This window comes from Qipengyuania vesicularis, from assembly GCF_019711415.1.
GTDB classification, from domain to species: Bacteria; Pseudomonadota; Alphaproteobacteria; order Sphingomonadales; family Sphingomonadaceae; genus Qipengyuania; species Qipengyuania vesicularis.
In genome coordinates this window covers 41,133-65,839 of sequence record NZ_JAIGNJ010000003.1, presented here as the reverse complement: position 1 = coordinate 65,839, position 24,707 = coordinate 41,133, and the positions used below count along the sequence as shown (strand labels likewise).

Sequence of the window (24,707 nt, the reverse complement as noted above, 5' to 3'; positions counted from 1 at the left end):
TTGGATAACAGAAAGGGCGGTCCTTCGGGGCCGCCCTTTTCCTTTCGGGCGTCGGAGCCCGGCAATAGTCACGCGGCGGCCAGCAGTTCCTCGGCCAGCTTGCGGCGGACTTCGCCTTCCACCCCGGCCCGCAAGGCGCGCTCCAGCGCGGCGGCCTTGCGGCCCAGTTCCTCTTCGCCGAACATCCCCGCAGTTCCGGCCAGCTTGTGGACGGTCCGCGCGAGTTGCTCGATCCGGACGCCTTCGAAGGCATCGTTGCGTACCGCTTCCGAAACAGCCTCGATCGCTTCCGAGCGGCGCAGGTTCCACCGCTCGCGCATTTCGCTCGACTGGACGGGAACAGCGGGCGCGGTTCCCTTCGCTTCGAGTACACCCTCCTCGACGATCTTCACGGGCAGCCACCGCGCAAGGGCTTCGGCCAGTTCGCTAAAAACCAGCGGCTTGGCGAGATGCGCCTGCATTCCCGCCTCGTGTGCGGCATCGATATCCTCGGGATAGGCATTCGCGGTCAGGGCGACAATCGGCAGTTCCTTCTCGCCGATACCCGATCTGCGGATCATGCGGGTCGCGGAATAGCCATCGCACCCTGGCATCTGCACATCCATCAGCACGAGGTCGAACGCATTTTCGCTGCCATGCGCGTCGATTACTGCCGATACTGCCTCCAGCCCGTCTTTCGCCACGGTGACGGTCTGGCCGAGCTGTTCGAGCATGGCGACCACCAGCATTCGGTTCACGTCGTGATCTTCAGCAAGCAGGACGCGGGCCCTGCTCCTGAGCTCGGGGATCGGGTCCTTGCCCCTGGCTTCCTGCTTCCTGGCGGGGTGGGTATCCGCGACTTCGAGAGGAACGCGCAAGGTGAAGCGCGAACCCACGCCCGGCATGGAATCCACGGTAAGCGAGCCGCCGAGGAGGTCGGCCAGTTGGCGCGAGATGCTCAGGCCGAGGCCCGTCCCTCCAAACCGCCGCGTGGTGCTCGATTCCTCCTGGATGAACGGATCGAAGATCCTCTCCAGCCGACTCGGATCGATACCGATACCGCTGTCCTCGACTGCGATCGTGAGGCAGTCGTTCTCGCGCCCGACCGCGACCTCTACCTGTCCCTGTTCGGTAAATTTCACCGCATTTGCAATCAGGTTGAGGATGATCTGGCGCAGCCTCAGCGGATCGCTGACCGCCCGCCGGGGAAGGTCGGGATCGCAGCGAAGCGACAAGCGTACGCCCTTGCTCTCGGCGCTGGCGAAATGGAGACTGACGCAGTCTTCCGCCATCTCGCGCAGGTCGAAGTCTTCGAGCGAGAGGACCAGCTGGCCGGACTCGATCTTGGAAATGTCGAGGATATCGTTGAGCAGCATCATCATCGACCGGCCCGAACGAACGATCATATCGGCATAGCGGGAGGCGGTCTGATCCAGCTCCATCTGCCGCAAGAGGTCGGCGAAACCCAGCACACCGTTCATGGGTGTGCGGATCTCGTGGCTCATGTTCGCGAGAAACTGTGCCTTGGCGCGTGCTGCATTCTCGGCATGACGCGTGGCACGCTTGAGCTGCCGTTCGAGCTCGACCCGCACAGTAACGTCGCGCGCGGACACGATGATCCCTTCGCGCTTGCCCGTCTCCCCATTGCGCGCAATGGCACAATCTGCCTCGAGATAGACTGCTTTGCCCTCGTCATCGTCGAGCAGACGACGATAGGTGAAGCGTTCCGTGTCGGATTTGCCGGTGGCCAGCCGATGAAGCACTCCGGCGATGGCGTCGCGCGATTCCGGATGCGAACGCTCGGCGGTCGTGGAGCCGACAAAGGTGGAGGGCGCTTCGCCCAACACGCGGGCGACCGATGGCGATGCGTAAGTACACCGCCCGTCGAGATCGTAGCGCAGGATGGCATCGGTAATGTTGTTTGCGAGCAAGGCAAGCTGCCGCCTGCCCTGCGCTACTTCATGGGCCATGCGTTCCCGTGTCGAAAGGATCGCCGCGACGGGCATTCCCACGATTGTTGCCGAAGCAAGGAAGGCCTCGAGCAGCAGCATCTTCATGCCTGGTTCGAGCGAGAGGATGCTGATCGGCCCGCGTCCGAGTTCGGTAAAGACGAGCGCGATCAGCGCCACCTTGAGCACGGAGAACGCGGTGCCAAGGCTGCCCAGCCGGAATGCATGCGCAACGACTACAGGCGGAATCAGAAACAGAAGCGGGTAGGTGGACTGGTTGAAAATCACATAGGTCAGCGTGGTCCCGAAGGTCGTCAGCAGGATCCAGTCGATCATTTCGGAGCGGTTCGGCCTCCTCCGGTTGGTGAAGGCATCCCAGAAAACCAGCGCGCTGGGGGCGATTACCAGCATGCTCAGCGCGTCGGACATGGCCCAGCGGATCATGCCGCCGATCCCGCCGCCTGCGCTTTCGAAGAAGGCAAGGCTTGCGATTGCTGTCGACGCGATCGGGGCGATCGCGCAGGCGGCGAGCATGAAGCGCGTGAGATCGGCAATATTGGCCATGTCTGGCCGGGCTCCGCACCACTGCCGGACCAGAAATACGGCAAGCATGACCTCGACCGAGTTCGCGACAGCAAGCGTAAGTGCGAAGTGAACCGGATCGCCGACGAACAGGTTCGCCGCCAGATTGCCCAATAGGCAGGCGGCCAGGACCAGCCGATCCGAGCCCAGGCTTGTTCGCAACAGGAATGCGACAGCAAGCGCATTTGGTAGCCAGATGGAGGCGATACGGCCCGAATTGCGCGTGAGTTCGATACTGACATAGGCGAGCAGGCCAAAGGTCAGGAACACCGAAAGGGCGAGGGCTGCGGCGTGCAATGGCCGCATCCCCGGCACCGAGCCATCGTCAAGGATCGGGGAAAGCGTGGCCATGTCCTGCTTTTCACCTCCCTTCCGTTTGGCAGCTTCGACGCGGAGCTTGGAACGCGGAGGCCCTGTGCCTCGTTGAAGCCGGTATGGCGGGTGAATCGACCAAATTCAGTTCTACAAAGCGGCGACCCAATCCCTGGGTTATCCTGCTTATAATCCTGATTCACTTGGCAATCTTCTACGCATTGATACGTAGCCTCGCGCCGAATGCGGTCGCCAGCGTCGAGCGAACCGTCGTCTCCGCATTCTCGGTGACAGTGACGGCGCCGGAGGAAGAAACACCGGTTGTCGAGCCGGAACCGGACGAAGGTGCGCAGGGCGATGCGGGGGAGGAAGCCGTCCCGCAACCCGTCACCGCGCCGACGCCGAGAAGGCAGGTAAAAGAAGATCAACCAGTTCCGCGCGCTGCCTCTACCGGGGCAGCTACGACATCGGGTGCGACCCAGGCCGGGGACGGGACAGGCGCGACGGGCAGCGGAGTCGGAACAGGGGCCGGCCGTGGCGGCGGCGGACAAGGCGGTGTCGCCGCTACCAAGCCCGTACTCGTGCGTTCGATCACCGATTCAAGCGCCTTCCCCATTCCTCCGGGTGGGCGCGAGGCGCGCATCGGGAAATCGGTAATCGTCAGGCTGATGGTTTCCCCGCAGGGCCGTGTAACCGCCTGTTCGATCTACGAACCGAGCCCCTTCCCCGAGACCGATGCGATGGTTTGCCGGCTGTCCTACGAGCAGGTCCGCTTCGAACCGGCCCGCGATGCGCAGGGCAATCCGGTGGCTGCCCCATTCTACTACCGCCAGAGATTCTTTAACTGACATTCAATATTGCTGTGGTTAAACACCGGGTAATGTTGGGGCTATTTCATTGATACAACCGGTAATCCTATGCGGCGGGGCCGGGACGCGGCTGTGGCCGATCAGCACACATGAGCGGCCCAAGCCGTTCCTGAAGCTGATTGGTGAACGCACGCTCTTCCAGCAGGCGCTCGATCGTGTGGCCGATCCGGGACGCTTCGCTTCGCCCCTGGTCGTGGCTGGCGAAGGCCATGTCGATTTCATTTCCCAGCAGGCCGGTGACCATCGTCTTATCGTCGAACCGGCAGCGCGGAATACCGCCCCGGCCATTGCGCTGGCAGCGGCCCGGCTCGATCCCGAGGCCGTAATGCTGGTCTGCCCAAGCGACCATTACATTGCCGATGAGAGCAGTTTTGCCGCGGCCGCGGGACGAGCGGCCGAGCTGGCAGGCGAGGGCTGGCTGGTTTCGATCGGCATCGAGCCGACGCGGCCGGAAACAGGCTATGGCTATATCCAGCGCGGCGAGGCGCTCGGCCCGGGCCACCGGGTCGCACGTTTCGTCGAAAAGCCCGATCTGGAGCGGGCTAGGGAGTTCCTCGCCGATGGCGGCTTCGTTTGGAACGCGGGCATATTCGCCTTCAGGGCCGGGACCTTTCTCGAGGAGTTGGCCCGGTACCGTCCCGAGATGGCGGACGCAGTCCGCGAGGCCGTCCGCCAAGGATCGGAAGAGGGTCCGCGTTTCTATCCCGCCGCGCAGCCATTTGAAGCGAGCCAAGGCGAAAGCGTCGATTACGCCATCATGGAGAATACCGACCACGCGGCGGTCGTGGCTGCCGAAATGGGCTGGTCGGACATCGGCAACTGGGATGCGCTGATGTCAGCACGCCAAGCCGACGCGCAGGGCAACGTCTGCGGGACGGATGCGCGCTTGCTCGGTTCCTCAGGTGTCATGACCCAGTCCGACGGACCGCGGATATCCGTGGTAGGATTGGAAAATGTCATCGTCGTCGTCGAGGATGGCGAAGTTCTCGTCGTTTCACGCGACGCCGTGCAGCAAGTCTCCAAACTCAGCGAAGGCGGCCAATGATGGCGGGACCCGGCATCCTGACCGAGACGCGGCTCGTCAAACCCTGGGGACGCTGCGATCTGCCGCAATCATTCGACCGGGGCGATGGCGCGCAGATCGGGGAAGTCTGGTTCGATCCGCCGGAAGAACTGAAGAGTGTGCTCGCAAAGTATCTCTTCACTGGAGAGCGTCTGTCGGTCCAGATCCATCCGTTACCGGAGAATAGTCCGACCGGTGTGGGTAAGGACGAGTGCTGGCTGATCACCGAAGCCAAACCTGGGGCAACACTGGCGATCGGCTTTCGCGAGGAATTCAGTCCGGAAGACATTCGCGCGGCGGCGCTAGATGGGTCGATCGAGGACATGCTCGACTGGCGCGAGGTCAAGGAGAACGATTTCCTCTATGTGCCATCGGGGACGGTGCACGCGATCGGGCCGGGGCTCACGCTGGTCGAAATCCAGCAGAACAGCGACATCACCTACCGCCTGTACGATTACGGGCGCGATCGGGACCTGCATCTCGACGATGCCATGCGTTCGATTGACGGGGGACCATATCCCGACCGGCTACTACAGAAGGTAGATGCCGGTGCGGAGACGGTGCTCGTCGACGGTCCGTATTTCCGGTTGGTGCACAGCGTCGGGATGCCCTCGACTGCGATGGAAGGTGCAGTACAGGTGCTGCCCTTGTCGGGTGCATGCCGGATTGGCGGTGAGACGGTGAGTGCAGGAGCTTCGGGCTGGGCCAGCGAGCTTGGCGACGTCGACTTCTCGCAGTGCGGTCGCTGTCTCTTGATCGCGGCCTGCTGAGGCTCAGCTCTCTTTCGCGCTCCCAAGGATTGAGACCAGATCGTCGCGTCCATAGGGCTTGGTCAGCATGCCTTGCGCGCCGATCTCATCGAGCCGGTCTGCCATTTCGCCATAGCCGGTCGCCAGCCAGAAGGGGATGCCCTTCTTCGACAGCGCCACAGCCACCTTCTCGCTGCTCTCATTGCCGAGATTGTAGTCGAGGATCGCGAGTTCCGGTGACTGCCTCTCAAGCGATGCAAGTGCCCCTGCAACCGTGCTTTCCGTGATCACTTGCCGGACGCCGAGTTCCTTGAGGCAATCCTCGGTATCGAGCGCAATGATCATGCTGTCTTCGACCAAGAGGACGGAACCGGGCAGGTCGCCGGGAGGCGGATCCCGCCGGGTGACCTTGCCGTTGGGCTCTTCACCATCGCTGCCACCTGCACTGCGCCATTCGATGAAGCGGGCAGGAATGGAGAAGCGTGCGTGCAATCCCGACAATTTGTAGTCCACGTCCGCTTCGCCTTCGAGCTCGAACGGGATCGAGCGCTCGATGATGGTGGAGCCGAAGCCGCGTCGCGTGGGCGCCTTCACTGGAGGGCCTCCGCTTTCTCGCCAGCTGAGGCGTAGCGAATGATCGTTGTCGCGCTCGATCTCGATATCGAGCTGGCCGGAACTGTCGGAAAGCGAGCCATACTTGGCGGAGTTCGTCACCATCTCGTGGATCACGAGGGCGAGCACCGTGTAGGCTTCGGGCGCCACAAGGACTTCCGGCCCTTCGACCGAAACGCGGTCGCGCTTGTTGTCGAGATAGGCCTGCGCTTCACTATCGATAAGGGTGCGCAGCGGAGCAGCCGCCCAATTGCCCTTGGTAATGTTGTCATGCGCGGCAGCAAGCGAGGTGATGCGCCCGCCGACGATATCCGAAAACTCCTCGATGGAGCCCGCTTCACGTTTGGACTGGCTGATCAGCCCGCGGATCAGGTTGAGGATATTGCGAACGCGGTGGTTGAGCTCGGCAATGAGCAATTCCTGCTGCGCCTGCGACTTCGCGCGCTCCTTGACCGCATCGTCCGTGAGGCGAAGGATGATTTCGAGCAGGGTTACGCGCAGACCGTCCGCCACTTGCAACTCGCCTTCGGTCCATGGGGAACTCCTGCCCTCGACCGATTTCTGCCAGGCCTCGAAGCTCTTGCGCGGTGTCAGCCGCGCGCCATTGGGGCCATATTCGACCGGCTTTTCCGGGTTCCCGGCCCAGGTCACGGTCTGGGTCAGCCCACGCCGCCACAGCACGAGATAATCACGTGGTGTGCGCGAGATCGGGATGACCAGCGCGCCGACTGCGCGGTCGGCGAAGCGTTCTGCCTTGGGTGCCCGTTCGGCAATCGCATCGCTGGCAAGAATACGACTGGTCGCCGCGCTGTTGAGCATCGGCACGATGGCGCGAAATTCTTCTTCGTTGGGCGCGGCACCGTTCTGGTCGTAGATGTCCTCGATGAAGACGCTGGAGCCGTCGTGCGGGATGACCTGCTGGATGACCGGGGTCAGCAGCGGCAGGCTTTCGGAGAGCGGCGTGCCCGCAGCGATGTCGCGCATCAGTCGGTTGTGAACGACCTGCCCCGCCTCGCGCAATTGCGCACGCTCGCGCGAAAGCGAACGCTCGAGCATCAGCGAGAACAGCTCCGAGAATAGCTCAGCAGCCGTGCGCTGCGAATAGGGCAGGATCTTGGACGAATAGTGATGGCAGGCGAAAAGGCCCCACAGCTTTCCGTTGATCACAATCGAGATCGACAGCGATGCACCCACACCCATGTTTTTCAGGTACTCGATGTGGATCGGCGAAACCGCGCGCAGAGTACTCATCGAAAGGTCAAGCGGTTCGCCCTCGGGCGTCTGGCCCGGTTCAATCGCAACCGGTTCCTCATTCACATCGCTGATGATGCGGAAGCGATTGCGCTTGTAGAGCTCGCGCGCCTGGGCAGGAATGTCGCTCTTGGGATAGCGCAGGCCATGGAAGGCCTCGAGATCGTCGCGCCGGGCTTCGGCAACGACTTCGCCGGACAGATCCTCGTGAAAGCGATAGACCATCACCCGATCGATATCGAGCGATGCACGCAGCTGTCTTGCCGCCTGCGATAAAAGGTCAACGGTATCCTCCAGCCCGTCCAGCCTTGCCATGATCGGACGCAGCAGGGCTATCTGGCGATTTACGTCACCGGCTGCGTGAGGCTCTAGCTCGATGATGGTATAGTTGCCGCTGCAATGGATAGCGCAATCGAAAAGCTTGCCGCTGCCTGTCAGATCGAGGCCAAACAGACGTTCGATCTGATCTGTGTCGGTTAGCGATGCGGTGTTGCTGCGCAACCGCTCAAGTGCCGGACGATCCATTGCGTCGGACAGTCGTGAACCAATTTCAAGTTCGTCCTCCAGGCCGAGCATTGCCTCAAGATTCGCCGATTTCAAGGAAACGAACCAGTCTGCATTGACCGCGATCAGAGCGCCGAAGCCCTGGATTTTCCCCAATTGGTGGATCGGTTCGCGATCGCAGTTGGACAGGTCTACTTGGGTTTCCTGCCCGTTCATGCGGCTGCTTCCATGTGTGGTTGGGCGAATGCCTCTTCGAAGATGTTGAAAGCGGCCTCTGCTCCAGTGACAGCCGCCGCCAATTCCTCAGGGCGATGCGGTCGAGCGAGTACGCTTAGCAACTCTCGAAAATAGCTTGGGAGGCAGGAATCGGAGAGAAACCGCTCCGCGCCTGATAGCCCGGCCTTGCGGCGCCGGACGAGGAGAGTGCGATTGCCGAGCGAGGAGCCGGAGATGGCCCATGCGGCGCCCAATGCGGCGTAGGGATCATCGAGCGAGAAATCGCGGGAAACCGTTGGTGCAGCAAATCCGAGTTCGCCGAGGTCATGGGCGATCAGGCTGGTCTGGGCTGGTGGAGCCTCGATCATCGCAGGGGGCTGCCGGCGAAATGCTGCATCGAGGCAGGACCGTGCCTCGAACTGTGCCATCAGGAAAGCCGCGTAGTCGCGGTTCGATGACAGAGGCCATTGGCCCACGGCTTCGTCCATGCGCGAGTGAGTTAGCGCGGTCGCCTGCCTCAACTGCTCTCTCAATTCCCGGACCCCCATCCTGGCATTGCATGTTCAAGGGTCGGGTCCAGCTGGCTGCGTCCGAACGAAACCCGATTTTTTTGCGTTATCCTAAGCGCTTGAACCGCAATATGGTTCCGCGGCAATAGAAAAAACCTGTGTCGCCCGGGGGGAAGGCTGGCCGCGCGCGAAACGCCTTACTTGGCTTCGAGCAACTTCTGGCCCTTCTTGCGGATCGCACCCGCGATCATCGGCTCGACGAAAGACAGGGCCGCGGGCAGATCGACCTCGAAAATCACCTGCGTTTCCTCGATCAGTACCTGCGCGCCGATCCGATTGCCCATGGCATCGATGCCGAGCGCCATGCAGTCCTCGTTGGGCCAGCTGGTCGTGACCTGGGCCATGCCGCCGGGGATCGCATCGCCGATCTCGTGGCTGCGTTCGCGCAGGCGGCGGCGGACTTCTTCCTTGCCGAGGTTGTGGGGCAGGGGGACACGCATCAGCTCTTGTTCTCCAGTTCGGGAGCGGTCTGTGCACCTTCTCCGAATTTGTAATCGAGGTAACGGTGCTTGATCGCGAGGTCATCGAGCGACCCTTCGGCGAGCTGGCGAGTGATCGAATCGATTTCGCTGCTGATCTTGCCAAGGCTGTCGGTCAGCTGCTCGTCGGGCGTCGCACCTGCTCTTTGCTCGCTGCGCAGGTGGGACGGAATCTTGCGATAGCTATCGATCATGCCGGGCAGTTGCTCGCCCACGAGGCTGCGCACCTCGCGCGCCTTGGGATGGTTCTGGTCCACGCCTTCCAGCTGCAGGCCGAGCGCGTCGAGCTGTACGCCCATGTCGCTCACGATCTTGGCAGCGGGCGGGGGCAAGGCAGGCCGCTGGCTTTCGAGCCATAGTTCGGTGCGGCCGACCATCTGCTGGACATTGCCCTTGTTCAAGCTCTCGCGGCGCGGGGTCTTGAGCTTGGGATAATTGCCAAGCACGGCCACGGCGATGACGCTTGCGACAATCAGCGCCATCACGCCCGCAAAGCCGATCCCGTTGAGGATCAGGCCGGCGACGCCAGTGGCAACCCAGATGCCGAACAGCGCGATCACGATATTGCGGATACGCTTGATCCACAGGCCCTGCTTGATCTTGGCGGAGCCCGCTCCGATCGAGCCCTCGCGGCGGTGACGTCCGCCAGTGCGATTGTCGTCGCGTACGCGGCGCGCCTCGTCCATGATCCGGTCGCTGTCGCGGGTGAGGTCGCCCAATGTCCTAGCCCTCGATGCTCAGCAGGCTGCTTTCGGCGACCTGCTTCTGGGCCTGTGCCTGGCCTTCGGCGCGGGCGATATAACCCTTGGACTTCTCCACCTCGTCGGACAGCACGGTGACCGTCTGCTTCATGCTTTCCAGCGCACGGACTTTGAATGCGTCGACTTCGTCCATGGTGTCGTAGATGTTCTGGAAAGCACGCTGCAGCGTCTCCAGCGGGATCGTGCTGGCGGCGGCCTGCTCGTGGATCTTGCCCGTCTGGTCGCGCAGCATGGTGCTTGTGCTGTCGATGATGCCGGCGGTGGTGTCGTTCAGAGCGGTGATCTGGCCCAGCACGAGGCGCTGGTTTGTCATTGCCTCGGCCACGGTCACAGCGGTGCGCAGTGCGCCAACGGTGGTGGTGCTGGCTCGGTCGACGCCCTTTACCAGCTCGACATTGTTCTTCTTGACGAGATCGAGAGCGAGATAGCCCTGCACGCTCACCGCCATCTGGGTGAGCAGGTCCTGCGTGCGCTGGCGGACGTAGAACAGCGCCGTCTCGCGCACGGCCTTGGCCTTGGCCGGATCGGTCGCATCGAGTTCGGCGGCCTTCTCTTCCAGCTTGCCGTCGAGTGTGTTCGAGATGTGAATCATCTGTTCCAGATTGCCCATCGCCTCCCACAGCTTCTGCCGTTCGACGTCGATCGCGGCATTGTCCATGATCAGCTCGTCCTTGCCGCTGGCAAGATTGCCGAGGATCGACTGGATGTGGGTCTGCGCGCTCTGGTAGCTGCGGAAATAGTTCGTTAGCTTGTTCCCGAAGGGAATGATGCCGAGGATCTTGCGCGTGCCCGACAGCTTGCCGCGCTTGCCCGGATCGAGGTCTTCCACCACGCGGCGCAGTTCGGCAAGGTTGGCACCGACGCCCTCATCCTTGTCCATCGCGCGCACGGGACGGTCGAGGAAGCGGTTCGACATGCCCGCCGCCGCCATGATTTCCTTGCGGCCCATATTGGTCAGCTGGTCGACCTTCTTGCCGAACTCCGGCGAATTGGCATCCTGCGCAATTAGGTCCTCGACGAAACCGTCGACCTTGCTTTCCAGCTTGCTCTTCACCTCTTCCGAAACGGGCACCAGGCCCGCGGCCTTTTCGGGCGCAACGGCAGGAACCGGATCGGGCGGGGTGAGGTCGAATTCGGGCGGGGCCGCCGTGGTGGTGGGCGCAGCCTTCGCAGGTGCGGGCGCAGCTTCGGCCTTGGGCGTTTCGTCACTCATGATATTTCAGCAGACCTCCGTGAGAACCTTATCTTCTGTATTAGGTATCTAAGACAGGCGTTGCAAGTCGCAACGGCATATCAGGACCGCGAGAATGCGGAAGAGACGCCTAGGTCAGAACGCGCTCTACCAGTACAATCCAGGCGGGTTCGTTGACCATCTGTTGCCTGACGCCTCCGACAACCACGACCAGGAAGATACCAATCAGGTAAATCCACGGTACGGCGCGCCGTTTCCAGATATCGAGTAGCAATCCCACAAGCAGCGGAAAGCTGATCAGCAAGATGATCAGGGGAACAGGCGGGATTTCGAAAGTTACCAGGGCACGGGCCGCGGGCGGAGCCAACAATGTGCAATGGGCCACAACTATCCAGCGTTTATGATACTCGGGGCGCTTGCGAAAATGAATCGCTAGCCCGAAGGCCAGCGCAAACATTGCCAGCGTTCCCAATGGCACGATGACGAAACCGGGCGTCTCTCCCGTAGCGGCAAAGCGAACCGCCTGGCTCCATGTCACAACCAGGCCGGTTACGATCAGCAGGATTGCAACTACCGCACCCCAGCGTCCTGTCTTGCGGTGAAGGGCGGTCTTGCCTCGCATGACCAGCCATGGCTGCCAGACAGCGAGAGCCATCCAGGCGGTGCAGACGAGCCCGTGAAGGATTGATCCGGCATAGATTGGACCCGCGTCGGCAAGCGGCTCCGATCCGAAGGGACGCAGGTAGAAATTGCGTGCGAAGCCGACCGCACCGAGGACGAAGACGTAAATCCCCGTAGCAAGATAGAAGCGGTGCCCTATCCTGCGGTCCATTCGGTCAGGCGGCCATCTCGAGTTCGATCGGCCGGATTTCGCCCGAGAGGTAGAGCCTCTTGGCCTTCGCGCGGCTGAGCTTGCCAGAACTCGTGCGCGGCAGTGTGCGCGGAGGCACGAGTTCGACCACGCAGCTCATGCCGGTAACGCCGCGAACCTTGTCGGCGATCTGGTCGCGCAGCTTGAGGCGTTCTTCGGGCTCCGAAACGCGGCAATGGACCAGCACCGCAGGCGCTTCCTCACCATCGGGCGTGTCGACCGAGAAGGCTGCGATGTCGCCGTGATTGAAGCCGGGCAGTTGCTCGACCGCCCATTCGATATCCTGCGGCCAGAGGTTCTTGCCGTTGATGATGATCATGTCCTTCGCACGGCCGACGATGAACAAATAGCCATCGGCGAGATAGCCCATGTCGCCTGTGTCGAGCCAGCCGTCGACGAGGCATTCGTTCGTCGCCTCCTCATTACGGAAATACGAGTGCATGACGCTCTTGCCGCGGCACCATACCTTGCCGATCTGGTGATCGCCCCTTGCATCGCCGCTTTCGCCGCGGATTTCGACTTCCATGCCCGGTAGGGCCTTTCCGCAATTGACGATGGCGCGATAACGCGCGGGCTTGGAGATATCGCGTGGGCGGCCCGACAGGCGCTCTTCCTCGACCAGCTCGACGCGGATGCCTTCGCCTGGGGGCATCACGGTGACGGCGAGGGTTGCTTCGGCAAGGCCGTAGCTAGGCGTGAAGGCGCTGGCCTTGAAGCCCGCCTCGGCAAAGGCGTTTACGAAATTCTGCATCACGTCGGGCCGGATCATGTCGGCGCCATTGCCCGCCGTGCGCCAGCGCGACAGGTCGAAGCGTTCCGACACGTGGCTCTGGCTTGAGATGCGACGTGCGCAAATGTCGTAGCCGAATGTCGGCGAATAGCTGAGCGAATTGCCCTGGTTGCGGCTGATGAGGTCGAGCCAGGCAAGCGGGCGGCGTGCGAAGTGTTCGGTACGGATGAGATCGGCACTGACCTGGTTCGCGATGAGCGAAAGGAAGCAGCCGACGAGGCCCATGTCGTGATACCACGGCAGCCAGCTCACCACGCGATCATTTGGGCCGATGTCGGTTGCCATCGCATGGCCGCGCAAATTGTGAAGCAGCGCCTCGTGAGTAACGGCGACACCGGTAGGGAAGCGCGTAGAGCCCGAGGAATACTGCAGGTAGCTGATGTCGTCGGGCTTCGCTTCGGGCAGCTCACACTCTTCGCCATCGCGCGCTGCGAAGTCTTCCCAGGTTATTCCCTCGCAGCCCTGCTTGTCTGCCGCGGCCTTGGCCATTTCGGCGATGTCACTCGGGTAGAGCAGCATCTTGGGATCGCTGCTCTGCAGCTGGACCGAGAGCTGGTCGATATAGCTTTCCTTGCCGCCAAACGTGGTAGGCAGGGGAAGCGGGACTGGCCATGCACCGGCATAGACGCAGGCGCAGAACATGGCCGCGAATTCCGGGCTGGTTTCGGCGACCAGCGCGATGCGATCATCCTTCCCGATTCCCGAGGCATTGAGCTTGTAAGCCAGCTGCAGCGCATCGGCGCGCATCTCGGAATAGGGATAGGGACGCGCGAGATTGCCGCGCATATCGTGGAAATTGAGCCCCTTTTTGCTGCGGGCAGCGTAATCGATGGCGTCATTGAAGGTCGCGAAATCCGACCTGCGGCGAGGCAGATCGCAATCGTTCGGCGTCGGCGTCAAAACGGCGTCGGTCATATTTTCTCTTGTAACCTTTTGAAATCAATGCCTTGTTGGCGACCCTCATGCGATTAAGCACTGCCCTCCCACTGGCAGTGCTTAATCCATCTTTCCCATTCGATAAGGTTTGTGGCACGAATATGGCCGATGACTGATGGTCATGCAACACGCCGGCGCACTCGTCGCACGCCAAAACCGCTCGACCGCACGCGTCTGAACGACCTCGCACTGCATTATGTCGCCCGGTTCGCGACATCGTCGGGCAAGCTCGAATCCTACCTCAGGCGTAAGCTGCGTGAACGAGGCTGGGACGGCGATAGCGAGCCCGATATCGCTGGTTTGGTAACCCGGTTTGCCGAGAAGAACTATGTCGACGACGCGGCCTATGCCCGGATGAAGGCGAGCGGATTGCTGGCCCGTGGATATGGCGCCCGAAGGGTGGAGCAAACACTGCGGGCAGACGGGCTGGCGGAGGACGTGCGGCAGGCCAATTCGCCCGACGAGGCGCAGGCGCGCGAGGCCGTGCTATCCTATGTCCGCCGCCGGCGCTTCGGCCCGTTTCGCATCGTGCCCCGAGGGGAAAGCCCCGACGCGGCACACAAGGCGCGCGAGAAGCAGCTTGCGGCGATCGTGCGGGCGGGCCATTCCTTCGACCACGCCCGGCGCGCTGTCGAGGCGAAAACCGAAACGGAGCTGGAAGAATGGGTCGCCGAAGCACGAGACTGATTGCGGGACTGCTTGGAGCCGCGCTCGCTGCCTGCTCGCCCCAGGCGGGCGCTGATAGGGCGACCGCTCCGACCGAGGATGCAAGCGAGGCGACGACCCACCCGGTTTCGGGTCTCGAAATCATCCCAGTCACCGTCGATACCGGCGAAGCACGCCACGTCTTTCGCGCCGAAGTGGCGGCCAGCCGCGAGGAACAGGCGCGCGGGCTGATGTTCCGCACCGAACTGGGCCCCGACGAGGCGATGATCTTTCCCAGCGAAACGCCCACTGCGCGCAGCTTCTACATGAAGAACACACCGATCCCGCTCGATATCATTTTCATCGGGGTCGACGGTCGTATCCTCAATATCGCTGCCATGACCGAACCCTATTCGCTCGAATCGGTCTATTCGGTCGGCTCCACCAGCGGGGTGCTCGAAATCGCTGGGGGGCGCGCTGAAGAACTTGGTATCGAACCGGGTGATCTGGTTAGCTGGTAGGTGCTTGGCGAGGGCGCTCGAATCGGCTAGGCGCGCGGCCATGAGCTTCCTCGGAAAAATCTTCACATGGTGGAACGGTGCGACCATCGGCACGCACCTCTGGAGCTGGCGCAATGGCGAACAGGTCGGCACCGATGCGCAGGGCAATGCCTATTTTCGCTCCAGGCCCAAGAAGGACCAGCGCGAACGCCGCTGGGTAATCTATGAAGGCGCCAATGATGCGAGCCGCGTGCCAAGCGAATGGCATGGCTGGCTACACGGCGCCTTCGACGACGTTCCCGAAAGCAATCTTCCGCCAGCGCGCATCTGGGAAGCGGATTACACGCCCAATGCCACGGGGACTGCTGCCGCCTATCGCCCGCAGGGCGCGCTCGAGAGAGGCGGCAAGCGGGCAGCAGCGGTCGGCGATTACGAAGCCTGGTCGCCGGACGCCTGACCATGATCCGGGCCGGCGCGCTCCTGTCCTCACTGGCGCTGCTGGCCGCCTGTTCCGACGATCCGCCGGCGCCGGAGCCGATCCAGACCGAAATTCCAGAAGAGCTCGAGAATGTCGAGCTACCCCGGATTGTGGGGGACGAGGCGGGAATCGGAACGCCCATGGAAGAGCGCGTTGCGACGATCGGCGTGCTCAACAAGCGCAACAACCTCACCCAGGAACTCGAACTCAAGCCGGGCGAACAGCGCCGTATCGGCGATGTGATCGTGCGACTGCGGGCTTGCGAGCGAACCGCGCCTTGGGAGTTCGACAAGGAGGAGGGCGCCTTCGTCCAGGTCCTGGTGCGTGAGCGTGGCAGCGAGAGCGATTTCCGCCGGGTCTTCTCCGGCTGGCTGTTCAAGAACAAGCCATCGATCAACGTGGTCGAACACCCGATCTACGATGTCTGGGTCAAATCCTGCGCGATGGAGTTCCCCGGCGAAGAGTGAGCATTCGCTGCGGCGATCTCGAAAGGGATCGTCGACGCGGGCGCACCGAATGCCGCGAGCAATTTCTCGAGATAGGCCATTTGCGGCAAGGTCACCGCGCCCATTGTGGCGAGGTGGTCGGTCATGAACTGGCAGTCGAGCAAAAGGTATCCGGCCCGTCGCATGGCCGCGACCAGCCAGGCGAGTGCCACCTTGCTGGCATTGTCGGTCCGGCTGAACATGCTCTCGCCGCAGAATACCCGGTCGAAGGCAACGCCATAGAGGCCGCCAACCAGGTCCTCGCCTTCCCACACCTCGACCGAATGTGCGTGGCCCGTGCGGTGCAGCGCGACATAGCTCGCCTCGATCTGGTGGCTGATCCAGCTTTCGGCCAGTTCCTCGCGCGGTTCGGCACAGGCAGCGATCACCCGGGCAAAGTCCTCGTCGCAGCTGATGCGGAAGCGGTCCTGCTTCAGCACCTTCCTCAGGCTCTTCGACGTGTGGAAGCCATCCAGCGGGATGATGGCGCGCTCGCGCGGTTCGACCCAGTAGACCTCGCGGTCGTTGCGATGGTCCGCCATGGGGAAGACCCCGCTGCGATAGGCTCGCAGCAGCAGTTCGACCGGGATCGTATCGGGCACGGGGGCATGCATGCCCTCAGTCCTAACAGTTTGTCGCCCAGGCTGCGATACGTGTCTTGCCAAGAGCGCGGTGCTATACTAGTGCGCGCCTTCCTCTGCAGGGGTGTAGCTCAGCTGGTAGAGCATCGGTCTCCAAAACCGAGGGCCACGGGTTCGAATCCTGTCACCCCTGCCATTTTCTCTTCAATGACTTGTCGCTCGCGCTGCCGCGCACTATCGCGGCGCATATGACAGAAGAAGAAAAGCAAAAGCGCGGCATCTCAGACCGCAAGTTCTACCCGGCTAAAAAAGAGGCCCAGTTCGAGAAAAAGGGCCTCGAGACACATACGCCGCAAACCGAACATCCATCATACAAGCTGGCCTTCCAGGATACGGAATTCCTCCTGCGGGAAGAACTGCGCCCGGTGCGGTTCCAGCTGGAATTGCTCAAGCCCGAAATGGTCCTGGAAGAGGCCGGGGTCGGTTCGACGCTGGTCATGTACGGCAGCGCCCGAATTCCGCCGCCCGAAGCTGCCGAAGAAGCGCTCAAAGGCGCCAAGGACCTGCCCGAAGACGAACGGGCGATCGTAGAAAGCCTCGTCGCCAAGTCGAAATATTACGGCGAGGCACAGAAGCTGGCAAAACTGGCAACCGAGAAATCGATCATCGAGGCTGGCAAGCGCCAGTTCGTCGTCTGCTCCGGTGGCGGCCCGTCGATCATGGAAGCTGCCAATCGCGGCGCGAGCGAGGCCGGCGGGGAATCGATCGGTCTCAACATCATCCTGCCGCATGAACAGGCTCCCAACCAGTACGTGACGCCGTACCTGTCGCTCAATTTCCATTACTTCGCGCTACGCAAGATGCATTTCCTGCTCCGCGCACGGGCGGTGGCGGTATTCCCGGGCGGCTTCGGGACGTTCGACGAGCTCTTCGAACTCCTCACCCTGATCCAGACCGGCAAGATGAAACCCATCCCGATCCTGCTGTTCGGCAAGGATTTCTGGACGCGCGTCGTCAATTTCGAAGCGATTGCCGAGGAAGGGACGATATCGAAGAAGGATCTCGACCTCTTCCGCTGGTGCGAGACCGCAGAAGAGGCCTGGGCCTATCTCTGCGAGTTCTACGACCTCGGCTGCTAGGTTTCGTCGCCGGCGGAAAGCTTGCGCACGGCCTGGTGGCCGAGCGGGCCGCTCCCATCACCAAAGCCCGGTGCCTGCTCGATAGCGGCCCGGGTGAAGGCGCGCGCGATCCGGATGGCGTGGGTCAACGGCTGGCCGTATGCCAGCATGGTGGTAAGCGCCGCCGACAGGGTGCAACCCGTGCCATGCGTGTGAGGCGTATCGATCCTCGCGTGACCGAAACTGGCAATCTTGCCGGATGACGAAACGACATAGTCGATCACCTGGTCGCCATCGCCATGCCCGCCCTTGGCCAGCACGATAGTGTCCTGAGCCTCGGCCAGTTCACTCGCCGCATCGAACACCTCGTGAGGCAGGATTTCCTCACGCTCGGTGAGCGCGGCGAGTTCGGGCAAGTTCGGTGTGACTACGGTTGCGATCTGCATCAGCGCGCCGAATGCGGCGATGGTGGCCTCGTCGGCCAGATCCGATCCGCTTGTGGCAACCATGACCGGGTCGAAGACGATGGCGCCCGAGAAATTGTCCAGCCGCTCTGCCAGGCGCATTGCGATCTCGGGCGAGCCGAGCATGCCGATCTTGATCGCGTCGGCTCCGATGTCGTCGAGGCAGCTGTCCACCTGGTCAATTACGAGGTCCGGGTGCATCACTTCGATCCCCTGCACTCCGCGCGTGTTCTGTGCGGTGACGGCGGTGATCGCGGTCATCGCGTAGCCGCCGAGCATGGTGATCGTCTTGATGTCTGCCTGGATGCCCGCGCCGCCGGAGCTGTCGGATCCGGCGATGGAAAGGACGCGAGGCGGAGTGCCGTGGTCGTTCACCCCTTGAACTTCCGCTCGGTGCTCGGCGGAAATTTCTCCTGCAGCTTGGGCGCGCGCGTCGGACGATCCATCAGTTCGCCGCCGCAATTCGGGCAGAGATCGTCGACGTCATCGGCACAATCGGCGCAGAAAGTGCATTCGAAGCTGCAGATGAACGCGCCGCTCGCCTCGGCGGGCAGATCGACGCCGCAGCGTTCGCAATCGGGACGCATTTCCAGCATCAGACTGCCTCCCGCACGGCGTCGCAAATCCGGTCGACTACGGCCTCGACCTGGGCTGCATCGTCACCCTCCGCCATCACGCGAATCACGGGTTCGGTTCCCGACGGACGGATCACAAGCCGGCCCTTGCTTTCGAGCTCCTTCTCGGCTTCCGCGATGACCGCCTTCACGCTATCCGCCTCGAGCGGTTTGCCGCCCGAATAGCGCACATTCTTGAGCAGTTGGGGCACGGGATCGAAGACATGGAGCAGTTCGCTCGCCGGCTTGCCCGAACGGACAAGGCTCGCGAGCACGCGCAGCGCTGCGACCGTGCCATCGCCGGTGGTTCCGTGATCGGTCAGGATCATGTGTCCCGATTGTTCGCCACCGACATTGAAGCCGCCTTCCTTCATGCGTTCGAGCACGTAGCGGTCGCCGACCTTGGTGCGCTCCAGCGTAAGGCCCTTGCCTTGTAGGAAGCGTTCAAGCCCGAGATTGCTCATCACCGTTGCAACTACGCCCCCGCCCTTGAGGTCGCCGCGATCGGCGAGGCGCGAGGCGATCAGCCCCATGATCTGGTCGCCATCGACGGTCTGGCCCTTCTCGTCGATCACGATCAGGCGGTCGGCATCGCCATCGAGCGCAATGCCGATGTCGGCCCCTTCTTCGACCACCCGCGCCTTGATCGCATCGAGCGAGGTCGATCCGACATTGCGATTGATGTTGGTGCCATTGGGTTCGACGCCCATGGCGATGACCTTCGCCCCCAGCTCCCAGATGGCGGAGGGCGCGACCTTGTAGGCAGCCCCATTGGCGCAATCGACGACGACCGTTAGCCCGTCGAACCGGATATCGCTGGCGACCGATTGCTTTACCGCGTGGATGTATCGGCCGCTGGCATCGTCGATCCGGCGTGCACGACCAACCCGATCCGGGCTGACGAGCAGGGGCGTCTGCTCCATCAGCGTTTCGATAGCTGCTTCGGCTTCGTCAGAGAGCTTGTACCCGTCAGGACCGAACAGCTTGATGCCATTGTCCTCGAACGGGTTGTGGCTCGCCGAGATCATCACCCCGATGTCGGCGCGCATTTCGCGCGTCAGCAGGGCGATGGCGGGCGTCGGCAGCGGCCCGGTCATGATCACGTCCATGCCGACGCTGGTGAAGCCTGCGACCAGCGCGCTCTCGACCATATAGCCCGACAGGCGGGTATCCTTGCCAATGACGACGCGGTGCTTGTGTCCGCCGCGCAGGAAATGCGTTCCTGCCGCCTGGCCGACCTTCATCGCGATTTCGGCAGTCATCACACCTTCGTTGGTGCGACCGCGAATACCGTCTGTGCCGAAGAACTTGCGGGCCATGGATACCTTTCGTGTTACCCCTCGTGGGCCCTTCTGGCGCGAAAGCGGAAACAAGAAAAGTCTGTTTGCCCCCCTTTCCCATCCAATCATCGCAGCCTAGTGCAACCACGCGCGCGCTCAAGCGTTAGGGTCGCAGAAGAGCTATACGCAAGAGACTACGTTTCATCTTTGGAAACACAAAAGGGGAATTTTTTCATGGCTTTTGAGCTGATCGACCTGCCTTACGACGATACCGCGCTGGAACCGGCCGTTTCGGCCAAGACGCTGAGCTATCACCACGGCAAGCACCACAAGGCCTATATCGACAAGACCAATGCCGCGATCGAAGGCGGCGATCTTGCCGGCAAGACGCTCGAGGAAGTGATCGCGGCGGCCCGCGACAGCAACCAGGGCCTGTTCAACAATTCGGCCCAGAGCTGGAACCACGGCTTCTACTGGCACTCGATGGCTGCGGAAGAAACCAACGCTTCCGACGAGCTGAAGAGCATGATCGAAAGCACGTTCGGCTCGGTCGATGCACTCAAGGACAAGCTGAAGGAACGCGGCGCCGGGCATTTCGCCAGCGGCTGGGTCTGGCTGGCGGTCAAGAATGGTGGCCTCACCATCGAAGAAACCCACGACGGCGACACCCTGGCCGACCACGATGGTGTTAACCCCCTGCTTGTGATCGACCTGTGGGAACACGCATATTATCTCGACCACCAGAACGCGCGCCCGTCCTACCTCGATGCGGTGAGCGGCAAGCTCAACTGGAAATTCGCCAGCGAGAATCTCGCGCGGGGCACGACCTGGCAGTATCCCTGCTAAGCCGGAACCAGTCTGAAAGATTGGAAGGGCTCGCTTCGCAAGGCCGAAGCGGGCCCTTTATTTTGCCTCGTTGCCGTCCTGGCCCATGTCGAGGATATTGGCCGCGAACAGGGGCTCCCCGAAGATGAAACCGATCAGGTTTGGCCTCCCGACATGGTCGAACAGGGCCGTCAGCATAAGCAGGATCGGGACCGACAACAGCGCCCCGAAGACGCCCCAGATCCAAGTGAAATAGGAGAGGGCGATCAGGATCATGACCGGGTTCATCGTGAACCGCGCGCCAAGGATCGAGGGCGTGATGACGTTGGCTTCGATCGTGTGCAGAGCGAGGTAGGCTGCGGCGGGAATTAGGCCCAGCAGGACCGTGTCGGCGGTGCCAATCCCGAACAGGGTAAGGAGGCCGATCATCATGGTCGGGCCGATATAGGGCAGGAAGTTGAGCAGGGCGGCCAGCCCGCCCCACATGATCGGCGCGTCGACCCCCAGTGCCCAGGCCCCGAGTGCCACCACGACGCCTACCAGCGCGTTTATCCACCCGACCGTGAGGATATAGGCCGCCACCCGGTCCTGCACTTCGCGCAGCACGCGTGCCGCCTTGATGCTCGTCCCGAAGCTCGTCCGTCCGAACAGCAGCTTCTGGCGCAGCCGAACACGCGCCTCGATCATGAAGAATGCCATCAGCAGTGTGAGGATCGTCTCGATCACGAAGCTCGGCGTGGCGAAGGCCAGCTCCTCCAGCAGGCTGGGCGTTGCCACCACAACTTCGCGCGATTCGCCCCGGTTTGCCAGCTCTGCCAGCTGTTCGTTGATCTGCGCCAGCCAGGCGAACTGGTCACGCAGCTGCATGAATCGGTCGCCCACCTGTTTCAGCAGGGCGGGAAACTCGTCGAACAAGGCGATCGCCGGCTGGAGAATGAGCGCCAGTGCCAGCAGTAGGATGGCGAAGAAGACGAGCAGCGATATCAGGGCCGCGAGGACGTTGGGGATGCCCCATCCGTGCAGTTTGTCGGCTAGGGGCGACAGGATGACAGTGAGGATGATGGCGGTGACCAGCGGCAGGAAAACGACCGATCCGATCGACAGGACGAAGGGGAGTGCGAAGAACAGTCCGAGGCCGATCAGCACCACCAGCGCCGATATCAGTCTCAATTCCTGTTCGGCAAAGGTGAACCGTCGCCCGTGGGGGGTGCCGGCTGCCTTTTGTGGTTGATCGCCCTCGCTCATCCCCACCCTATCTGCCGCGATGCCCTCCCGAGGGCAAGGTGCGGGCCAAAGCTATCAGCTCCGCGCTGCGACACCCTGGCCGGCAGCGACATCGTCGAGTTCTTCGAGGATAGCGCGGTGCGCCGTCTCGTCATCGATCGAGCGTTTCGGGATCGAGCCATCACTGAGCATGGTGTTAAGCGCAGCGCGGGCGCGGCCCACGCGGCTCTTGATCGTGCCGACAGCGCAGCCGCAGATATTGGCCGCCTCCTCGTAAGAGAAACCGCCCGCGCCCACCAGCAGCAAGGCTTCGCGGCGCTCGGGGGGCAAAGTGAGCAGTGCGCGGTGCATATCCGAGAGGTGGATCGGCTCTTCCTGTCCGGCGGGTGCGGTCAGCACGCGCTCGGCGACAGTTTCGTCATACTCACCGCGGAAGCGGTTGCGGCGCATGTCGGTGAGATAGGCGTTGCGCAGGATGACGAAGGTCCATGCCCGCATGCTGGTGCCCGGCTGGAAGCGTTCCTGTGCCGCCCATGCCTTGAGCAGCGTTTCCTGGACGAGGTCGTCTGCCATGTCGGCACGACCGCACAGACCGCGTGCAAAAGCGCGCAGGTGCGGGACCACTTCGGTCAGCTCGCGTTTGAAATCGGCCTTTTCCGAGGCCGTGCGTTTTTCGGCCCCCATCAGTCCTTCGCGTCCAATTGTGAAAGTAAGTCCTTGAAGCTGTCGGGAATATCTTCCTCGACGACGGAATCGTAAAGGCGTTTCAGACCATTGGCCCATTCGGGCTGGTCCTTGCGCGTCGCTTCCTTGCTCCTGCCCGGCGCGGGCTGCTTTTCGGAAGGTGCTTGAGCGGTCATCGTAACGTGAATTGGTCCTTGCCTTCGTGACCAGAAAATGGACGCGCAATGCACGATCGTCCCAGCCACAATTCGATCCCATTAGTCCGTGCACAACGCCAGATATCCCATTCGGTTCCTCCCTTATCCTCCGAAATGGCGGAAACTCGCGGAATTGGCGGAACCATACGCCCTTCGGCGGATAGTAGGCAGAACCGGGGCAGTAACCAGAAGAGGCGTGACGCTGGTACAGGACGATCTCATGCGCAGGGGCAGGCGGCGGCGATGGCTCGTCGACTATCCGCGTGCGGTGCCCCTTGCGATCTTCATGCTGGTTGCCGCCGTCACCATAGTCAGTGTCTTTGCGATCGAGCGGGGCGAGCGTGTGCGAGAGAGCGCCGAACTGAACCGCCAGGCACAGTCGATGGTTTCCGCGATCGAGCGCCGCGCCTACTCCAATTCATCCTTCCTCAGGGCAGGGGCCGCCTTGTTCGGATCGCAAGAAGAGGTCACGGCCGACCTGTTCCGCCAGTTCGTATCCGAACTGCGGCTGGACGCCGATTATCGCGGGGCGGAAGGGATCGGCTGGGCGCCCGTAATCTCCGCAAGCCAAGTGGAAGAGTTCGAGGGCGAGCTGAGTTTCGGCAAGATCGGCATGCTCAGGGTGAGGCCTGCGCTCGAGGGCAATCCGCGTCGCGAGCTCGTGCCTATCCTCTACCTGCAGCCCGATACGCTGCGCAATCGCCGGGCCCTCGGCTATGATATGTACTCCGAGCCGGTTCGGCGAGAAGCGATGGATCAGGCCACCCGCACCGTCAGGCCGACTGCAAGTGGGCGCGTCGTGCTCGTCCAGGAAGACGGAAATGAGGAGAGCGGGTTCCTCATCTACATGCCCGTGTTCGATGGGAACGGCCCCGGGCGTAGCCTGAAGGGCTTCGTCTACAGCCCGTTCAACGCCGGCCAGTTCCTCGAATCCGCCTCGGAGCTGGTGACTGCGGATGCGGCCAACGTTCGTTTCTTCGATGTCGAAGGAAGCGAACGCGTGTTGATGGCGCAGACTGCGCAATGGAGCGAGGAAGGCGAGACCGTCGAACGCGAAATCGATCTGGCCAACAGGCGCATGCTGCTCGTGGTGCAGTCGACCCGCGACAATGCGCTTTCACCCCTATCGATGATTACGCTCCTGTTCGGGCTCGCGGTCGCCAGCCTCCTCCTTGTCGTGGCGCGGCTGCTTACCCAACAGGCGCAGGAAGACAGCAAGTCGCTCGAATGGTTTGCCCAGCAGAACTCCATTCGCAATTCGCTGACGCGCGAGTTGAACCACCGGGTGAAGAACACACTCGCCAATGTCCTCTCGATCGTGTCGCTCACGCGCCGCAGGACCGACTCGCTCGATGAATTCGCCGAGGGCATCGACAGTCGCATTCGTGCCCTCTCGGCCACGCATGACCTGCTCACCCAGTCGGAGTGGGGGACCACGCCGATCCGCTCGGTCGTCGAAGTCGAACTGGCGCCCTATGCGAACGACCACGACCATACCGTCATTGCCAAGGGTCCCGCCACCGAGCTTGCGCCCAATGATGCCCTTTCGCTCGGGCTTGCACTGCACGAACTCGCGACCAATGCCGCGAAATACGGCGCGCTTTCGTGCAGTGGCGGACAGGTATCGATTACCTGGACATTGGTGAACGACACCTTGGCGCGGATCGAATGGGTGGAGAGCAATGGTCCCCGAGTGGAGCTTCCAAGTCGGCGCGGATTCGGTACTGACCTCATCGAGAAGATCGTCGCCCACGAACTGCGCCATCCTGTCGAACTTGAGTTTGACCCCAATGGTGTGCGTTGCACCCTGCTCGTTCCCGTCCGAGAGCCTAGCGAATTCGCGCTCCGTAGCGACCGTCCTGTCGCCACCCGCGGGCACTGACCACCGGACAAATGAAAAGCCGCCCGGATCGCTCCGGACGGCTCCA

Annotated in this window: 25 protein-coding genes and 1 tRNA gene; 11 read left to right on the top strand and 15 right to left on the bottom strand. The window is 62.3% G+C overall.

Features of this window, described 5'->3' with window-relative positions; translation table 11 throughout:
- Nucleotides 1-68: 68 nt before the first annotated feature.
- Nucleotides 69-2,861, bottom strand: a complete 2,793-nt coding sequence (locus K3146_RS09095) for an ATP-binding protein (protein ID WP_221545986.1) — start codon at nt 2,859-2,861, stop codon at nt 69-71.
- A gap of 182 nt (nt 2,862-3,043) precedes the next feature.
- On the opposite strand from K3146_RS09095, the gene K3146_RS09090 reads away from it, so the two are divergent.
- The 3 genes from K3146_RS09090 to K3146_RS09080 are packed head-to-tail and all read left to right on the top strand — an operon-like array spanning nt 3,044 to nt 5,524.
- Nucleotides 3,044-3,670: a TonB family protein gene (locus K3146_RS09090; protein ID WP_247711182.1), complete on the top strand. Its 627-nt coding sequence runs from the start codon at nt 3,044-3,046 to the stop codon at nt 3,668-3,670.
- 43 nt (nt 3,671-3,713) lie between these two features.
- Nucleotides 3,714-4,736: a mannose-1-phosphate guanylyltransferase gene (locus K3146_RS09085; protein WP_221546487.1), complete on the top strand. Its 1,023-nt coding sequence runs from the start codon at nt 3,714-3,716 to the stop codon at nt 4,734-4,736.
- Nucleotides 4,733-5,524 carry a class I mannose-6-phosphate isomerase gene (locus K3146_RS09080; protein ID WP_247711180.1) on the top strand — a complete coding sequence of 264 codons (792 nt, stop codon included), beginning with the start codon at nt 4,733-4,735 and terminating at the stop codon, nt 5,522-5,524. The genes K3146_RS09085 and K3146_RS09080 overlap by 4 nt, the downstream gene beginning before the upstream one ends.
- Nucleotides 5,525-5,527: 3 nt before the next feature.
- Here K3146_RS09080 and K3146_RS09075 read toward each other — a convergent pair whose 3' ends face one another.
- The 7 genes from K3146_RS09075 to K3146_RS09045 all read right to left on the bottom strand — a co-directional run bounded on the left by K3146_RS09075 (nt 5,528) and on the right by K3146_RS09045 (nt 13,663).
- Entirely contained in the window at nt 5,528-8,086 is a 2,559-nt protein-coding gene (locus K3146_RS09075) for an HWE histidine kinase domain-containing protein (protein WP_221545984.1), read from the bottom strand.
- Nucleotides 8,083-8,562, bottom strand: a complete 480-nt coding sequence (locus K3146_RS09070) for a heme oxygenase-like domain-containing protein (RefSeq protein ID WP_221545983.1) — start codon at nt 8,560-8,562, stop codon at nt 8,083-8,085. The genes K3146_RS09075 and K3146_RS09070 overlap by 4 nt, the downstream gene beginning before the upstream one ends.
- 230 nt (nt 8,563-8,792) lie before the next feature.
- On the bottom strand, nt 8,793-9,095 hold the full coding sequence (locus K3146_RS09065) for a polyhydroxyalkanoic acid system family protein (protein ID WP_221545982.1): 303 nt from the start codon (nt 9,093-9,095) through the stop codon (nt 8,793-8,795).
- Nucleotides 9,095-9,853, bottom strand: coding sequence for a hypothetical protein (locus tag K3146_RS09060; RefSeq protein ID WP_221545981.1), 759 nt, complete (start codon nt 9,851-9,853; stop codon nt 9,095-9,097). The genes K3146_RS09065 and K3146_RS09060 overlap by 1 nt, the downstream gene beginning before the upstream one ends.
- A gap of 4 nt (nt 9,854-9,857) precedes the next feature.
- Entirely contained in the window at nt 9,858-11,108 is a 1,251-nt protein-coding gene (locus K3146_RS09055) for a toxic anion resistance protein (RefSeq protein ID WP_221545980.1), read from the bottom strand.
- A gap of 109 nt (nt 11,109-11,217) precedes the next feature.
- Nucleotides 11,218-11,919 (bottom strand): hypothetical protein, encoded by a 702-nt coding sequence (locus K3146_RS09050; RefSeq protein WP_221545979.1) that lies wholly within the window; start codon nt 11,917-11,919, stop codon nt 11,218-11,220.
- Nucleotides 11,920-11,923: 4 nt separating this feature from the next.
- A complete protein-coding gene (locus K3146_RS09045; protein WP_221545978.1) occupies nt 11,924-13,663 on the bottom strand; it encodes a fatty acyl-AMP ligase in 1,740 nt (579 codons plus the stop codon).
- A 129-nt stretch (nt 13,664-13,792) separates the two neighbouring features.
- Between K3146_RS09045 and K3146_RS09040 the strand changes: the two genes are divergently transcribed.
- From K3146_RS09040 to K3146_RS09025, 4 genes are read left to right on the top strand one after another with little or no spacing between them, the layout of a single operon-like run.
- Complete coding sequence (locus tag K3146_RS09040; RefSeq protein WP_221545977.1) at nt 13,793-14,371, top strand: regulatory protein RecX; 579 nt, start codon at nt 13,793-13,795, stop codon at nt 14,369-14,371.
- Nucleotides 14,347-14,850: a DUF192 domain-containing protein gene (locus tag K3146_RS09035; protein ID WP_221545976.1), complete on the top strand. Its 504-nt coding sequence runs from the start codon at nt 14,347-14,349 to the stop codon at nt 14,848-14,850. Before K3146_RS09040 ends, K3146_RS09035 begins: the two co-directional genes overlap by 25 nt.
- Nucleotides 14,851-14,890: 40 nt before the next feature.
- Entirely contained in the window at nt 14,891-15,286 is a 396-nt protein-coding gene (locus tag K3146_RS09030; protein WP_221545975.1) for an NADH:ubiquinone oxidoreductase subunit NDUFA12, read from the top strand.
- Between the two features lie 2 nt (nt 15,287-15,288).
- A complete protein-coding gene (locus tag K3146_RS09025) occupies nt 15,289-15,774 on the top strand; it encodes a DUF2155 domain-containing protein (protein ID WP_221545974.1) in 486 nt (161 codons plus the stop codon).
- Here K3146_RS09025 and aat read toward each other — a convergent pair.
- The gene (gene aat / locus K3146_RS09020; protein ID WP_221545973.1) at nt 15,723-16,406 is read right to left on the bottom strand and encodes a leucyl/phenylalanyl-tRNA--protein transferase; all 684 of its coding nucleotides are present in this window, start codon (nt 16,404-16,406) and stop codon (nt 15,723-15,725) included. The two genes, K3146_RS09025 and aat, sit on opposite strands and share 52 nt — an antisense overlap.
- An 87-nt stretch (nt 16,407-16,493) precedes the next feature.
- On the opposite strand from aat, the gene K3146_RS09015 reads away from it, so the two are divergent.
- Nucleotides 16,494-16,569: transfer RNA gene (locus K3146_RS09015), tRNA-Trp, on the top strand.
- A 52-nt stretch (nt 16,570-16,621) separates the two neighbouring features.
- Nucleotides 16,622-17,512, top strand: a complete 891-nt coding sequence (locus K3146_RS09010) for an LOG family protein (RefSeq protein ID WP_221545972.1) — start codon at nt 16,622-16,624, stop codon at nt 17,510-17,512.
- Here the strand turns inward: K3146_RS09010 and thiD are convergent.
- The 3 genes from thiD to glmM are packed head-to-tail and all read right to left on the bottom strand — an operon-like array spanning nt 17,509 to nt 19,888.
- On the bottom strand, nt 17,509-18,330 hold the full coding sequence (thiD, locus tag K3146_RS09005; RefSeq protein WP_221545971.1) for a bifunctional hydroxymethylpyrimidine kinase/phosphomethylpyrimidine kinase: 822 nt from the start codon (nt 18,328-18,330) through the stop codon (nt 17,509-17,511). The two genes, K3146_RS09010 and thiD, sit on opposite strands and share 4 nt — an antisense overlap.
- Nucleotides 18,327-18,551, bottom strand: coding sequence for a DUF1272 domain-containing protein (locus K3146_RS09000; protein ID WP_221545970.1), 225 nt, complete (start codon nt 18,549-18,551; stop codon nt 18,327-18,329). The genes thiD and K3146_RS09000 overlap by 4 nt, the downstream gene beginning before the upstream one ends.
- Entirely contained in the window at nt 18,551-19,888 is a 1,338-nt protein-coding gene (glmM, locus tag K3146_RS08995) for a phosphoglucosamine mutase (protein WP_221545969.1), read from the bottom strand. Before glmM ends, K3146_RS09000 begins: the two co-directional genes overlap by 1 nt.
- A gap of 195 nt (nt 19,889-20,083) precedes the next feature.
- Between glmM and K3146_RS08990 the strand changes: the two genes are divergently transcribed.
- Nucleotides 20,084-20,695, top strand: coding sequence for a superoxide dismutase (locus K3146_RS08990; protein ID WP_221545968.1), 612 nt, complete (start codon nt 20,084-20,086; stop codon nt 20,693-20,695).
- Nucleotides 20,696-20,752: 57 nt separating this feature from the next.
- Here the strand turns inward: K3146_RS08990 and K3146_RS08985 are convergent, their stop codons facing one another.
- Genes K3146_RS08985 through K3146_RS08975 form a run of 3 tightly spaced genes read right to left on the bottom strand, consistent with a single transcriptional unit; the run spans nt 20,753 to nt 22,758 of the window.
- Nucleotides 20,753-21,919 carry an AI-2E family transporter gene (locus K3146_RS08985; RefSeq protein ID WP_221545967.1) on the bottom strand — a complete coding sequence of 389 codons (1,167 nt, stop codon included), beginning with the start codon at nt 21,917-21,919 and terminating at the stop codon, nt 20,753-20,755.
- A gap of 54 nt (nt 21,920-21,973) precedes the next feature.
- Nucleotides 21,974-22,582: a sigma-70 family RNA polymerase sigma factor gene (locus K3146_RS08980; protein WP_221545966.1), complete on the bottom strand. Its 609-nt coding sequence runs from the start codon at nt 22,580-22,582 to the stop codon at nt 21,974-21,976.
- Nucleotides 22,582-22,758, bottom strand: a complete 177-nt coding sequence (locus tag K3146_RS08975; protein ID WP_221545965.1) for a NepR family anti-sigma factor — start codon at nt 22,756-22,758, stop codon at nt 22,582-22,584. The genes K3146_RS08980 and K3146_RS08975 overlap by 1 nt, the downstream gene beginning before the upstream one ends.
- Before the next feature lie 217 nt (nt 22,759-22,975).
- On the opposite strand from K3146_RS08975, the gene K3146_RS08970 reads away from it, so the two are divergent.
- Nucleotides 22,976-24,661, top strand: a complete 1,686-nt coding sequence (locus K3146_RS08970) for a CHASE domain-containing protein (RefSeq protein WP_345724106.1) — start codon at nt 22,976-22,978, stop codon at nt 24,659-24,661.
- Nucleotides 24,662-24,707: the final 46 nt, after the last annotated feature.